The following is a 12,857-nucleotide window of genomic DNA, read 5'->3' as shown; positions in this document are numbered from 1 at the left end:
TGCGGTGAAAGGTATCGTGCACCCATGAGCGACAACGACAACCGCGGTCAGAAGCCCCAGGGCCCCGGAAACGGCGGTCCCGAAAACGGCGGCGGCAATCCTTGGATGAAGAGCCTGTTGATCTGGGTCGGCATCCTGCTCGCGCTGGCGCTGTTCGTTACCGTGTTCGACGGCCGCACGGCTGCGACGGGTGGCAACACGATCGCGTATTCGGCATTCCTCGACAAGGTCGATGAGGGCACCGTCAAGGACGTAAACATCTCGCGCGACATGATCTCGGGCTCGCTGTCGTCGGGCGAGAAGTTCAAGGCGTACCCGATCCCCGACTCCACGCTCGTGCCGAAGCTGCGCGAGAAGGGCGTCTCGATCAGCGCGAAGCCTGAAGAGGGCCCGTCGATGCTGGCGCTGCTACTGTATCAGTCGCTGCCGTTCCTGCTGTTCCTCGGCATCGCGTTCTTCGTGCTGAAGCAGATGCAGAAGAATTCGGGCTCCGGCGCGATGGGCTTCGGCAAGAGCCGCGCGAAGATGCTGACGCAAAAGGAAGGCAAGGTCACCTTCCAGGACGTCGCCGGCATCGACGAGGCGCGTGAAGAGCTCGAAGAGATCGTCGAGTTCCTCAAGGACCCGACGAAGTTCGCCCGCCTCGGCGGCAAGATCCCCAAGGGTGCGCTGCTGGTCGGCTCGCCCGGTACCGGTAAGACGCTGCTCGCCCGCGCGATCGCGGGTGAGGCCGGCGTGCCGTTCTTCACGATCTCGGGTTCCGATTTCGTGGAGATGTTCGTTGGCGTCGGCGCCAGCCGCGTCCGTGACATGTTCGAGCAGGCCAAGAAGTCCGCACCGTGCATCGTCTTCATCGACGAGATCGACGCGGTCGGTCGCCATCGTGGCGCCGGTCTCGGCAACGGCAATGACGAGCGCGAGCAGACGCTGAACCAGTTGCTTGTCGAGATGGACGGCTTCGAGGCGAACGAAGGCATCATCATCATCGCCGCGACCAACCGTCCCGACGTGCTCGACCCCGCGCTGCTGCGTCCGGGCCGTTTCGATCGCCAGGTCACCGTGCCGCGGCCGGATATCGAAGGTCGCATCAAGATCCTCGAAGTCCACATGAAGAAGGTGCCGCTTGCCCCCGACGTTGACGCACGCGTCATCGCACGCGGTACGCCCGGCTTCTCGGGTGCCGATCTCGCCAACCTCGTGAACGAGGCGGCGTTGCATGCTGCACGCAAGGGCAAGCGCTTGGTGGCGATGGCCGAGTTCGAAGAGGCCAAGGACAAGGTCATGATGGGCGCAGAGCGTCGCAGCATGGTCATGACCGACGACGAGAAGCGGATGACCGCGTATCACGAGGCCGGCCATGCCGTCGTCGCGATGCACGAGGCTGCGTCGGATCCGATCCACAAGGCGACGATCATCCCGCGTGGTCGTGCGCTGGGCATGGTCATGCGTCTGCCCGAGCGGGACTCGTACAGCTATCACCGCGACAAGATGTACGCGAACCTGGCCGTGTCGATGGGCGGCCGCGTCGCAGAGGAAGTCATCTTCGGCTACGACAAGGTCTCGTCGGGCGCGTCTGGCGATATCCAGTACGCCACGGGCTTGGCACGCGACATGGTCACGCGCTGGGGCATGTCGGATAAGGTCGGCCCGCTCGAATATGGCGAGCCTGAGGGCGAGTCGTTCCTCGGTTACTCGTCGAGCCGTCCGTCGCGCATGTCGAACCAGACCGCGCAGCTGATCGACGACGAGATCAAGCGCATCGTCGAAGGCGGTCTCGACCGCGCCAAGCAGGTGCTGAGCGATCACGTTGACCAGCTCCACACCGTGGCCGGTGCGTTGCTCGAATTCGAGACGCTGACTGGCGACGAGATCAAGAAGCTGATCGCCGGCGAGGATCTCGATCGTCCGGATCCGGGTGCTAAGGCGTCGACCGTCCCGCGTGCGGGTACGTCGATCCCGAAGACGCGGCGTCCGTCTGGTCCGTTCGGTACGCCAACCCCTTTGGGGGCGTGATCCGGTTCACCGGGCAGTCACCTAAGTAGCTCTATGGGCGGTCTTTTCTCGGAAAGGCCGCCCATGTCGTATTCGCGTTCCAAGGCTGTAGTCGCAGCGCTGCTGACGGTCGGCGTGGCGATGCCGGCGAGCGCGGCGATGACCGTCGGCACCTTCCTGGCGCGTGCCAACGCGCTCCGCGACCAGGGTCCGATGGCTCTGATGTCCCCCGACCTCCCTGCGCTGAAGGCCGAAGCCAAGGCCGCGACCAATCAACTCAAAGCAGACCGCGCCGCCCGCGCCGCGGCCGGCAAGCCGCCGATTGCCTGCGTTCCAGAGGGCGAATCCGTCGGCATCATGGACATGCTCGACGGCTTGAACGAACTCCCCGCTAGCTACCAGAAACGTCCCCTGAAAGATGGCTACGCGCGCGTCCTGGCGAACCTGTACCCCTGCCGCTGAGGCTCCTGCGGCCTGCTGGCTACCCACATACAGTCGTCACCCCAGCGAAAGCTGGGGTCTCCCGGTTGGAGAGTGCGCGGCCGACACAGTGATATCCCAGCTTTCGCTGGGATGACGGAAGGGGCGGGGATGCTGAGATGCAAACGTTATGGCCGCCCTAATCTGTCAAACCATGCAGCAACAACAGCACGATAAACGCCAGCAACGTCGTGAACGCGAACGTCAGCAGCGCCACCGTCCGCCACGCCGCCGACCGCTTCCGGAGCGCATATGCGCCCCGAAGCTGCGCGAACATATGCACCGGTGGCACCCACATGGCCGCCATCACGATCCAGCCCTCCGCCACCCCGATCACGCCCGCGACGATCAGCACGATCGTCAACAGCATCATGAACGCGAGCGAATACGTCACGAAGATCGCGTGATCGTACAGGTGATGCTGCCGCCGCCACAGGAACAGGAGCGCCATGAACGGCACGGAGAGCGGAATGAGCCCCCAACTGTATTTGTAGGCGCTGGTCTGCAATTTGTAGAGCATCAGCCCTGGATTGCCGTTCGCCTTCGCAATGCCGTGATCGAGCCGTTCCCAACCGGTCTGGAAGTCGCCGAGATCGACGACCGTGCCGTAGGCGACACCGTTCTGCATATCCGCCGCCACGCCAAGCGCGCGAACGGTGGTACGAAGCGCGCTTGCCTGCTGGTCGAGGGCGGCGATCGAGGCTCCCGAATAGGTCGCACCCGCCTTCACTGCTGCCGCCTTTTGCGCCTCGATCCTGTCGAGCGCGACGCGAGCCTTCGCCGCCTCGTGCGCATAATCAGACGTCTTCCCGGAGTGTTTGTCCTGGAGGAAGTCCTTCGTCATCTCGCCGCCGACCGCGCCGATCGTCGCGAACATCAGGAAGACGGTGAACAGGAACAGCGCCAGCGGCGACACGAACCGCGCCCGCTCGCCATTGACGTATCGGCGCGTGAGGGCTCCCGGATGCAGCATCAGCAGCGGCAAGGTCCGCCAGATCTTGCCTTCGAAATGGAAAACCCCGTGCGCAATCTCATGCCCGATCCCGCCGAGCGATCGGTGGACGTGCGCCGATTGGCCGCAGGCGTGGCAATGCTCGCCGAGCAATCGTGTCCCGCAATTGAGACAGAGCGCGCCGTCCGGATCGTGGCCGGTATGCGCACCATGGGCCTCCCCGCTTTCGGTTCGAACGCGCGCCCGACTAGGGCACCCGTGGCGATGTCCGCCGCTGCTCCGATATCTCCGGTCATGAGTCCCCCTGTAATATCGGTAGCGTAACGAGTTCGCGGCGTTGGCGCGAGGGGCTTCGCATGCTACCGCGCGGACCATGGCCGACGCAGAAAATCCGACCGAATTGATCGCTGAAATGGGCCGCCGGGCGCGGTCTGCCGCGCTGGTTCTGGCAACGATGCCGTCCGAGCGAAAAGCCGCCGCATTGGTGTTCGCAGCGGAGTCGATCCGGGCGTCATCGGCTGAGATCGTTGCGGCGAATGCGGAGGACATGACGTTCGCCGCCGCGGCAGGTTTGTCCGGCGCGCTACTGGATCGGTTGCGGCTGGACGAGACGCGGGTCGCGGCGATGGCGGACGGCGTCGCCGCAGTGGCGGCGCTCGCCGATCCGGTCGGGCAGGTGATCGACTCCAGTGAGCGCCCGAACGGCCTGAGGCTTTCCCGCGTGCGCGTCTCGATCGGCGTCATCGGCATCATTTACGAGAGCCGTCCCAACGTCACCGCGGACGCGGCGGCGCTGTGCGTGATGGCCGGCAACGCAGCGATCCTGCGCGGCGGCTCCGAGGCGGTGAGGAGCAACCGCGCGATCCATGCTGCGCTGGTCGAGGGACTGAAAGCGGGTGGCGTGCCGGTGGAGGCGGTGCAACTCGTGCCAACCACCGATCGCGCAGCAGTCGGCGCCATGCTCAAGGCCGACGGGGCGATCGACCTGATCATCCCCCGCGGCGGCAAGAGTCTCGTCGCACGCGTCCAGGCCGAGGCGCGCGTGCCCGTCCTCGCGCATCTCGACGGCATCAACCATGTCTATGTCCACGCCTCGGCAGACCCGGCGATGGCCAAGGCGGTGGTGGCGGATGCCAAGATGCGCCGCACCGGCGTCTGCGGCTCGATGGAAACGCTGCTGATCGACCGCGGTTACACGGATGCAGCCGCCTTGATCCAAAGTCTCGCAGCAACGGGCTGCGAAGTCCGCGGCGACGGAAGCGCGCGAGCGCTCGTTCCCGAGATCGCCGCCGCCGACGCGGCCGACTGGGACACCGAATATCTCGACGCGATCGCCTCGGTAGCGATCGTCGATGGCCTCGACGCGGCAGTTGCGCATATCGCCCGCCATGGCTCGCACCATACCGACGCGATCGTCGCCGAAGACGCCGCCGTCGCCGAACGCTTCCTGACCAAGGTCGACAGCGCAATCGTCCTCTGGAACGCCTCCACCCAGTTCGCCGACGGTGGCGAATTTGGCCTCGGCGCGGAAATCGGCATCGCCACCGGGCGCCTCCACGCCCGCGGCCCGGTAGCGCTCGAAGGCCTCACCACCTACAAATGGATCGGCCGCGGCACCGGCCAGGTGCGCGGTTGATTGTGATGCTCAAGGGGCATACCCTCCCGGCATGACGACGTCCGAACCTCTGACTATCGACCTGGATGCGGAGACACTTGCATCGTTGCAGGCCGCCTCGGTTTGGCGTGGGATGTCGGTGACCGACTATGTGAAGTCGGTCGTAGAGACTGCAACGCGGAGGGACGGCGAGCTCGCGGCCCTCGTCCAGGAGGGCCTCGACGATATCGATGCCGGACGCGTCTACACGCAGGAACAGGTCGAAGCCTGGTTCGAGGCGCGGCACCGCGACATTGCGGCCGAGTGACGCGTAGTATCTGGTCGGCCTCGGCACTTGCGGACCTGGGTGATATCGACCGCTATTTCCAGGATCGTTCACCGGACTTCGCGCACAGGGTCGGCGCAAGCGCTATCGACGCTGCCCGGCTGTTGGCCGACAATCCTTATCTTGGGCCGGCGTTCGCAGGCGAAATCCGGAAATGGTCCATTCGTGGCACGGAATATTTCATCCTCTATCGTCCCATGCCGGACGGCGTCGATATCGTTCGCGTGATGCATTCGCGCCGCGACACGCCACACGAATCATGACCCACGTCGGCATCCTTGGCGGGTCGTTCAATCCCGCGCACCGTGGCCATCGGGGCATCACGCTATCCGCCATCGATGCGCTCGCGCTTGACGAGGCGTGGTGGCTGGTGTCGCCCGGCAACCCGCTCAAGGACGCGGCCAACGACATGGCGCCGCTCCCCGCACGCCTCACGTCCGCCCGCATAATGGCCCGCCGCGCGCCGATCCGTGCGACCGATATCGAGGCGCGGCTTCACACCCGCTACACGCTTGACACGATCCGCAAGCTCAAGCGGCGTTACCCCAAGATCCGCTTCATCTGGCTGATGGGCGCGGACAATCTCGCCGACTTCCACCGGTGGAAGAACTGGCGGCAGATCGCCCGCGAGGTTCCGATTGCGGTAATCGCGCGTCCGGGATATGACGGGCGCGCCCTCGCGGCCCCCGCGATGGGTTGGCTGCGGCGCTTCCAACGGCGCACAGACCATGCGAAGAGCTGGACGACGTGGAGATTGCCGGCCCTTGTGCTGTTGCGCTTCCGACCCGACCCGACCTCCGCAACCGGCCTGCGCGCCAAAAATCCCGACTGGGTTCAGCACGTTGCTGGCTCGCCCCACCGTTCCGGCAGGTTGCCGGATTGATACCCTTACCCAGGAGCTGACTTGGCCACTTCCCCTACTGCCCCTCGCGCGACCGACCCCGAAGAGGTTGAGGCGCTGCATCGCCTGATCCTCGCGTCGCTCGACGACGACCAGGCGGTCGAGACCATCTCGATCCCGCTCGCGGGCAAGACCAGCATCGCCGATTACATGGTGATCGCCAGCGGTCGTTCGACCCGCCAGGTCGCCTCGATGGCACAGAAGCTGGCCGAGCGGATCAAGGCCGAGTTCAAGCGCCCCGTGAAGATCGAAGGCCTGCCGACCGCCGACTGGGTGCTGATCGACGCGACCGACGTCATCGTCCACCTGTTCCGCCCCGAAGTCCGCAGCTTCTACAATCTCGAGCGGATGTGGGCGTTCGGCGACGCACCGACGCCGCCGCCGGTGCCGACCTTCACCGACGAAGACTAAACCAACTTAGAGGCGGCGGTGCTGCTCCACATCGTCGCCCGCGGTCGGATCGGGCGCTCGCCTGAAGCCGACCTCGTCGACCGCTATCTGAAGCGGATCGTCTGGCCGACCAAGGTCAGCGAGCTCCCCGACATGGGCGGTAAGATTCCGCTCGTCGGTGAGCAGACCAAACGCATTCTGCTCGACGAGAAGGGCGAGACGCTGTCTTCGACGCAGTTCGCGCAAAAGCTCGAGCGCTGGCGCGACGACGGCGTCCGCGAGGCGCGGTTCATGATCGGCGCCGCCGACGGCTTCGACGACGCGGCGCGCGACGAGGCCGACCTGCTGTTCTCGTTCGGTCGCGCGACGTGGCCGCACCTCCTGGCGCGCGCGATGCTCGCCGAGCAGCTCTTCCGCGCGACCAGCATCCTTGCCAATCACCCTTATCACCGCGAAGGGTGATGCATGAGGGCAGGGGTGTCTTGGCGATCGCGGCGCTGTTCGCGGCGGCGGGCGTAACCGCACAGACTGACGCGCCCGAGCTGGCGACCGAGCAGCAACGCCTGGTCGCGGCCAAGCGCGACGCCGCGATCGCCGCCGCCCGTGCCGTCAAGCTAGCCGCCGTGGCCAACCAGGAGCGCGATGCCGCCGATAAGGCGCGTCGCGAGGAGCAGGCGCTGGCCGCTCGCGTGACCGCCGCCGAGGCGAACCTTGCCACCGCGAGTGCCCGTGTGACGCTGGTCGAGCGGTTGCTGACCGATCAGCGCGCCAGGCTCGGCCGCGCGCAGGCGCCGGTCGCGCGATTGCTCGCCGCGCTGGAGTCGCTCGCCCGACGCCCGACGATCGTCGCGGTCGCGCAGCCGGGATCGGTCGACGACCTCGTCCATGTCCGCGCGGTGCTGGGCAGCGCCTTGCCCGTCGTCCGCCAGCGCACCGAAGCCGTCCGCAGCGAACTCGCCGAAACGCGGCGTTTGCAGGCCAGCGCCACGCTCGCCGCCAAGGCGCTCTCGGACGGCCGCGCGCGGCTGGAGAGTGATCGGCAGGCGCTCGCCGATCTCGAGGCGCGCCATCGCCAGCGCAGCCAGAGGCTCGGTCGCGGTGCGCTCAGCGAATCCGACCGCGCTCTGGCGCTTGGCGAACGCGCGCGCGACCTTGTCGACGGCATGGCGACGACGACCAATGCCAAGGCGACCGCCGCCGCCCTGATCGCGCTCGCCGGCCCGATCCCGCGCCCGATCGCGCCCGGCACCACGCCACCACTACCCCTGCGCGGCGTGTACCGCACTCCGGTAGCGGGCCGGCTCGTAACCGGCTTCGACGAAATCTCGGACTCGGGCGTCCGGTCGCGCGGGCTGACGTTCGCCACCGCTCCCAGTGCGCGCGTCGTCGCCCCCGCCTCAGGGACGATCCGCTACGCCCGCCGCTTTCGCGACTACGGTGTGATCGTCATCATCGACCATGCCGATGGCTGGACCAGCCTCGTCACCGGCCTCGCGGCAACCTCCGCCAAGCCCGGTGACCGCGTGACGATGGGCGGCCCGCTCGGCACCGCCCCCGCGAAGACCCGCGCATTCCCGTCGAACTCCGCCGTCAAGGTCGCCCCGTTGATGTCGCCGCGTTGATAGGATCGCGCTGACCGGATGATAGCACGCGCGCCGCGTTTCGATCCTCCCCCGCAAGGGGGAGGTGTCGCCGAAGGTGACGGAGGGGAGGACACGGAACAGAGGTCTCGCTTTCCTCCCCCTCCGTCTGGCAAGCGCCAGCCACCTCCCCCTGGCGGGGGAGGATCGAAAAGGGTCCCCCAGTCAGCCCCCATTAACCCCAACCCGCCTTCACCCGCGCGCGCGTTGCCGCCAGCGTTCCGCTACGCTACGCCGTCACGACCGTACGACACGTCTTTTCTCAGGTTGCAGGACCATCGATGCCTCGTCCTATACTGCGTACCCCGATCCTTACCGCAACGGCGATCGTCGGCGCGCTGACGCTGATCCCGCTTGCCACCTCGGCGATGGCCGCGGTCGACACCGACACGTACCGCGAGTTCGACCAGTTTCTCGACGTCTTCAACCGCGTGAAGGCGGAATATGTCGACAAGGTCGATGACAAGACGCTGATCAAGGGCGCGATCCAGGGCATGCTCGCTAGCCTCGATCCGCACTCTAGTTATGTCGACGCGCTTGACTACGAAAACCTCCGGATCATGACCGAGGGCAATTACGGCGGTCTTGGCCTGACGGTGCAGATGGAGGACGGCGCGATCAAGGTCGTCTCCCCGCAAGAGGATTCCCCGCCGCCCGCGCCGGCGTCAAATCCGGCGACTACATCACGCATATCGACGGCAAGCTGATCTACGGCGATTCGCTCGACGAGGCGGTCGGCAAGATGCGCGGCAAGCCCGGCAGCAAGATCACGCTCGGCCTCGTCCGCCCCGGCCGCGACAAGCCGCTCGACGTGACGATGATGCGCGAGATCATCGTCCAGAAGCCGGTGAAATGGGAAGTCCGCGGCGACGTCGGCTATATCAACATCAACACCTTCAGCGAGAACACCGGCGCCGACACGCGCGCGGCGATCATGGCGATCGACAAGTCGCTTGGCCACCGCCCGCTTGGATACGTGGTCGACCTCCGCGAAAACGGCGGCGGTCTCCTGACCCAGGCGATCGAGGTCAGCGATGCCTTCCTCGATCACGGCGAGATCGTCTCGCAGCGCGGCCGCGAGAAGACCGATATCGAGCGCTATTACGCCAAGCCCGGCGACGACGCGCACGGCCTGCCGGTCGTCGTTCTTACCGATCCCGGCACCGCGTCGGCGTCGGAGATCGTCGCCGGCGCGCTTCAGGATCATCACCGCGCATTGATCATGGGCGAGCGCAGCTTCGGCAAGGGCTCGGTCCAGACCGTGCTCCAGCTCGGCCCGGAGACCGCGCTGCGTCTTACCACCGCGCGCTACTTCACGCCGTCCGGCCGCTCGGTGCAGGAGGGCGGGATCGAGCCCGACATCAAGGTGCCGCAGCTCACCGATCCCGACTACAAGTCGCGCCCGGTGTTCCGCGAGGCCGACCTGCGCAAACATTTGATCAACGAGGTGAAGGCCGACAACGCGGTGCTCGAGGAGGATACCAAGACCGACCCGCGCTTCTCGCAGACGCCCGAGCAGTTGAAGAAGCAGGGCATCGACGATTTCCAGCTCTATTACGCGCTGAAGACCGTCGCGCGTCTCGGCGGGGCGACGCAGGTCGCCGCCGCCACCAAGCCGCGCCCGATCAAGCCTGATCCGACCGCCGCCGCCGATGCTGCCAAGGCGCCCACCAAGTGAGCGTGCGTCGCGGGTTGGGCATGACCAAGAACGAAGAGATCGCACGTGCCATCGCGCTGTTGCTGCCGGCGTTCCTGCTGCTCGGTGCGCTCGGCTCGCAATATCTCGGCGGTCTGTACCCGTGCGAAATGTGCCATTGGCAGCGCTGGCCGCATTATTCCGCGGTGCTGATCGCCGGCGCGACGTTCTTCGTCCCCGGCCGCTCGCTGCGGGCGTCGCTCGTCATCATCGCCGGTTTGCTGATCGGCGTCAGCGGGCTGATCGGCGTCGCGCATGCCGGCGTCGAATATCATTGGTGGAACGGCTTCACCGCCTGCACCACGACCGTCTCGATGGCCGGCACCACTGCCGCCGAGCGCCTCGCCGCGATCATGAATGCGCCGATGGTCCGCTGCGATTCGCCGCAGTGGAAGCTGCTCGGAATTTCGCTCGCCGGCTTCAACGCCATCTTTTCCCTCGCCGGTGCGTTCACCATATTCGCACTCATGAGGAAGACGAGATGAGCGGCTGGAAGCCAGGAGACGCCAAGCGGGCCACCGATTCGATGATCCGCGTCGACCAGGCCGGCGAATACGGGGCGATCCGAATTTATGCAGGGCAGTTGGCGGTGCTCGGCGACCGCCACCCGGCATCGCGCTCGATCCATCACATGGCGCAGCAGGAGGAACGCCACCGCGCGTTCTTCGACAAGATGATCGTCGAGCGCCGCGTGCGGCCAACCGTGTTGCAGCCGATCTGGAAGGTCGCCGGTTTCGCGCTCGGCGCGGTGACTGCCGCAATCAGCCCGCGGGCGGCGATGGCCTGCACTGCGGCGGTCGAGACCGAGATCGACAAGCATTACGAAGAACAGCTCGTTCAGCTTGGCGCCAGCGACCCCGAGCTATCGGCAGCGATCCTGGATTTCCAGGCCGAGGAACTCGAACACAAGGCGACCGCGATCGCTGCGGGAGCTGAGGAGACGCCGGGCTATCCGGTGTTGAGTGCTGCGATCCGGCTCGGCTGCAAGGTCGCGATCGCAACCGCCAAACGGATTTAGGCGGACGGCTACGGTTCAGGCCGAGCGACTATAACAAGCCGAACGAACGCGTGGGAGTGATGCGTATGAAGATGCTTTTTGTGGCGGCCTTGCTCGTCGCCGGCCCCGCAGTCGCACAGACCGCGCCGCCGACCTCCAATGGCAATACGGGCAGTGCCAATACGGGCCCCACCCTCGCGCAGCCGCCCGCCAAGGCCCCCGCGCTTCCCGGCGCGACCGCCAGGCCCAAGCCGGTCGTCGCCCCCCGCAGGTCTCGCGCAACGCGCCGATCAACGGCGTCCTGACGCTGTTCGGCAATGAACGCTGCCCGACCAACCAGAACGGCGAAGAGATCGTCGTTTGCGTCCGCCGCAGCGCGCAAGAGCAATACCGCGTTCCGAAGGAGCTCCGCGAGTTCGTCGTCACCCCCGAAAACGCCAGCTGGGCGACCAAGGCACAGGGTACGATGGACGCCGGCTCGGGCGTCAACACGATTGGTAGCTGCTCCGCAGTCGGCGCTGGTGGCGCGACGGGATGCTTCGGCCAACGGGTCAGGGAATCCCGCCTGGAAAACAAGACGCGGGCGGCGGAGGTGCCGGTTCTACCCTGAGCTTTCGGCGCGCGTCGGGACCGATACGACGATATCCCAGCTTTCTCTGGGATGACGGGTTGGGGGAGCGTGTCGTACTGTTACGCCCATCCGCTTCTCGCGGCTGATTACCTGAGCCCAACCCAACCCGATCCGGCACGACCAAACCCGATCTGGCACGATCCAACCCGACCCGATCCGGCCCGACCCGATCCGATCCAACCCCGACCTGCAAACCCAACCCGTCACCCCAGCGAAAGCTGGGGTATTTCACGATGTGGGTGACACCAGCCCCGCACGACGGCCCATTACCCTAACGGTCGCCCCGTAGACTCCCGCCGCCATTCCCCAGACCCAAGTATTGACTCTTTGCGCCCGCTCGCCACATGGCCTTTTGCCTCGCGCCTTCCACAACACTCTTGAGCTGTTGCTGTCCTACAAGGATAGGGCATGACATGATGCGCGAATGACGTCAGTAGTCACCCAAGCGCGATCGCTAGAACTACTTCCCACTGCGCGCCTCCCGCCGGAGAGACTTCGCGCGAGCGCCTATACTTCCTACACTTCACTCGGACCGTTCACCCGTTCGGCGTCCGATAAATCCAGTTTTGCAACGACTTGGAGCAATAGAGAACTGCACTCTCGCCGACCGTCGCCAAAGCTCCTCCCGCTAGGAATGCCAGTATGACCGAACCGCTGAGCATCGCCTTCCTGCTGTTCCCGAACTTGACGCAGCTCGATCTGACCGGCCCCGCGCAGGTCCTGTCGCGGCTCGGCAATTCGCGGCTCGATCTCGTGTGGAAGACGCTCGACCCGGTGCCGACCGACGCAGGCTTCTCGATCCTGCCGACCGCGACCTTCGCCGACGTGCCGCGCGCGGACATTCTCTGCGTCCCCGGCGGTTTCGGGACCAACGACGTGATTGCCGACGACGAAGCGATGGCGTGGGTGCAGGCGGTCGGCGCCGACGCGACCTGGGTGACGAGCGTCTGCACCGGCTCGCTGATCCTCGGCGCGGCCGGCTTGCTCGACGGCTACCGGGCCGGGTGCCACTGGGCGCAGCGCGAGATGTTGCCGCTGTTTGGTGCGATCCCGGTCGACGCGAGGACCGTGGTCGATCGCAACCGCGTCACCGGCGGCGGCGTCACGGCGGGGATCGATTTTGCGCTGACGCTGACCGCGATGATCCGCGGCGAGGCGCACGCGAAGGCTGTCCAGCTCAGCCTCGAATATGATCCTGCACCACCGTTCGATAGCGGCTCGCCCGAAAAGGCCGACCC

13 protein-coding genes and 2 pseudogenes are annotated in these 12,857 nt (G+C 66.2%); 14 read left to right on the top strand and 1 reads right to left on the bottom strand.

All coding sequences use genetic code 11. The annotated features are described in order from the left end of the window. The first annotated feature begins 24 nt into the window (after positions 1-24). Together ftsH and QP164_RS11695 are read left to right on the top strand one after the other, a co-directional pair. On the top strand, positions 25-2,013 hold the full coding sequence (ftsH, locus tag QP164_RS11700) for an ATP-dependent zinc metalloprotease FtsH (protein ID WP_333923234.1): 1,989 nt from the start codon (positions 25-27) through the stop codon (positions 2,011-2,013). A 63-nt stretch (positions 2,014-2,076) separates the two neighbouring features. Continuing rightward, on the top strand, positions 2,077-2,454 hold the full coding sequence (locus QP164_RS11695) for a hypothetical protein (RefSeq protein ID WP_277984408.1): 378 nt from the start codon (positions 2,077-2,079) through the stop codon (positions 2,452-2,454). A gap of 157 nt (positions 2,455-2,611) precedes the next feature. On the opposite strand, the gene QP164_RS11690 is transcribed toward QP164_RS11695, so the two are convergent. Beyond that, complete coding sequence (locus QP164_RS11690) at positions 2,612-3,577, bottom strand: DUF3667 domain-containing protein (RefSeq protein ID WP_333923233.1); 966 nt, start codon at positions 3,575-3,577, stop codon at positions 2,612-2,614. Between the two features lie 220 nt (positions 3,578-3,797). Between QP164_RS11690 and QP164_RS11685 the strand changes: the two genes are divergently transcribed. From QP164_RS11685 to QP164_RS11630, 12 genes and pseudogenes are all read left to right on the top strand, one after another. Next, positions 3,798-5,060 carry a glutamate-5-semialdehyde dehydrogenase gene (locus QP164_RS11685; protein WP_333923232.1) on the top strand — a complete coding sequence of 421 codons (1,263 nt, stop codon included), beginning with the start codon at positions 3,798-3,800 and terminating at the stop codon, positions 5,058-5,060. 31 nt (positions 5,061-5,091) lie between these two features. Further along, positions 5,092-5,346: a hypothetical protein gene (locus QP164_RS11680; protein ID WP_333923231.1), complete on the top strand. Its 255-nt coding sequence runs from the start codon at positions 5,092-5,094 to the stop codon at positions 5,344-5,346. Further along, on the top strand, positions 5,343-5,627 hold the full coding sequence (locus QP164_RS11675; protein WP_333923230.1) for a type II toxin-antitoxin system RelE/ParE family toxin: 285 nt from the start codon (positions 5,343-5,345) through the stop codon (positions 5,625-5,627). The genes QP164_RS11680 and QP164_RS11675 overlap by 4 nt, the downstream gene beginning before the upstream one ends. Continuing rightward, entirely contained in the window at positions 5,624-6,247 is a 624-nt protein-coding gene (locus tag QP164_RS11670; RefSeq protein WP_333923229.1) for a nicotinate-nucleotide adenylyltransferase, read from the top strand. The genes QP164_RS11675 and QP164_RS11670 overlap by 4 nt, the downstream gene beginning before the upstream one ends. Positions 6,248-6,268: 21 nt before the next feature. After that, complete coding sequence (rsfS, locus tag QP164_RS11665; RefSeq protein WP_131583613.1) at positions 6,269-6,676, top strand: ribosome silencing factor; 408 nt, start codon at positions 6,269-6,271, stop codon at positions 6,674-6,676. 18 nt (positions 6,677-6,694) lie between these two features. Next, complete coding sequence (locus tag QP164_RS11660) at positions 6,695-7,117, top strand: 23S rRNA (pseudouridine(1915)-N(3))-methyltransferase RlmH (RefSeq protein ID WP_333923228.1); 423 nt, start codon at positions 6,695-6,697, stop codon at positions 7,115-7,117. Then, the gene (locus tag QP164_RS11655) at positions 7,117-8,277 is read left to right on the top strand and encodes a murein hydrolase activator EnvC family protein (RefSeq protein ID WP_333923227.1); all 1,161 of its coding nucleotides are present in this window, start codon (positions 7,117-7,119) and stop codon (positions 8,275-8,277) included. Before QP164_RS11660 ends, QP164_RS11655 begins: the two co-directional genes overlap by 1 nt. A gap of 299 nt (positions 8,278-8,576) precedes the next feature. Beyond that, positions 8,577-9,973, top strand: a pseudogene (locus QP164_RS11650) (S41 family peptidase). Positions 9,974-9,993: 20 nt separating this feature from the next. Beyond that, positions 9,994-10,476: a disulfide bond formation protein B gene (locus tag QP164_RS11645; protein ID WP_333923226.1), complete on the top strand. Its 483-nt coding sequence runs from the start codon at positions 9,994-9,996 to the stop codon at positions 10,474-10,476. Beyond that, complete coding sequence (locus tag QP164_RS11640) at positions 10,473-11,009, top strand: demethoxyubiquinone hydroxylase family protein (protein ID WP_056061210.1); 537 nt, start codon at positions 10,473-10,475, stop codon at positions 11,007-11,009. The genes QP164_RS11645 and QP164_RS11640 overlap by 4 nt, the downstream gene beginning before the upstream one ends. A 65-nt stretch (positions 11,010-11,074) precedes the next feature. After that, entirely contained in the window at positions 11,075-11,293 is a 219-nt protein-coding gene (locus QP164_RS11635; RefSeq protein WP_333923225.1) for a hypothetical protein, read from the top strand. Between the two features lie 968 nt (positions 11,294-12,261). After that, a pseudogene (locus tag QP164_RS11630) lies at positions 12,262-12,696 on the top strand (DJ-1/PfpI family protein); the annotation flags it as partial. Positions 12,697-12,857 lie beyond the last annotated feature (161 nt).

It is taken from the genome of Sphingomonas sp. LR59 (genome assembly GCF_036855945.1).
GTDB lineage: Bacteria > Pseudomonadota > Alphaproteobacteria > Sphingomonadales > Sphingomonadaceae > Sphingomonas.
This window is presented reverse-complemented; position numbering and strand designations above follow the sequence as displayed.

What these genes read in the sequence shown, in the direction of transcription:
- ftsH (WP_333923234.1), top strand. Translation starts at nt 25, where the DNA reads ATGAGCGACAACGACAACCGCGGTCAGAAGCCCCAGGGCCCCGGAAAC.
- QP164_RS11695 (WP_277984408.1), top strand. Translation starts at nt 2,077, where the DNA reads ATGTCGTATTCGCGTTCCAAGGCTGTAGTCGCAGCGCTGCTGACGGTC.
- QP164_RS11685 (WP_333923232.1), top strand. Translation starts at nt 3,798, where the DNA reads ATGGCCGACGCAGAAAATCCGACCGAATTGATCGCTGAAATGGGCCGC.
- QP164_RS11680 (WP_333923231.1), top strand. Translation starts at nt 5,092, where the DNA reads ATGACGACGTCCGAACCTCTGACTATCGACCTGGATGCGGAGACACTT.
- QP164_RS11670 (WP_333923229.1), top strand. Translation starts at nt 5,624, where the DNA reads ATGACCCACGTCGGCATCCTTGGCGGGTCGTTCAATCCCGCGCACCGT.
- QP164_RS11655 (WP_333923227.1), top strand. Translation starts at nt 7,117, where the DNA reads ATGCATGAGGGCAGGGGTGTCTTGGCGATCGCGGCGCTGTTCGCGGCG.
- QP164_RS11645 (WP_333923226.1), top strand. Translation starts at nt 9,994, where the DNA reads ATGACCAAGAACGAAGAGATCGCACGTGCCATCGCGCTGTTGCTGCCG.
- QP164_RS11640 (WP_056061210.1), top strand. Translation starts at nt 10,473, where the DNA reads ATGAGCGGCTGGAAGCCAGGAGACGCCAAGCGGGCCACCGATTCGATG.
- QP164_RS11635 (WP_333923225.1), top strand. Translation starts at nt 11,075, where the DNA reads ATGAAGATGCTTTTTGTGGCGGCCTTGCTCGTCGCCGGCCCCGCAGTC.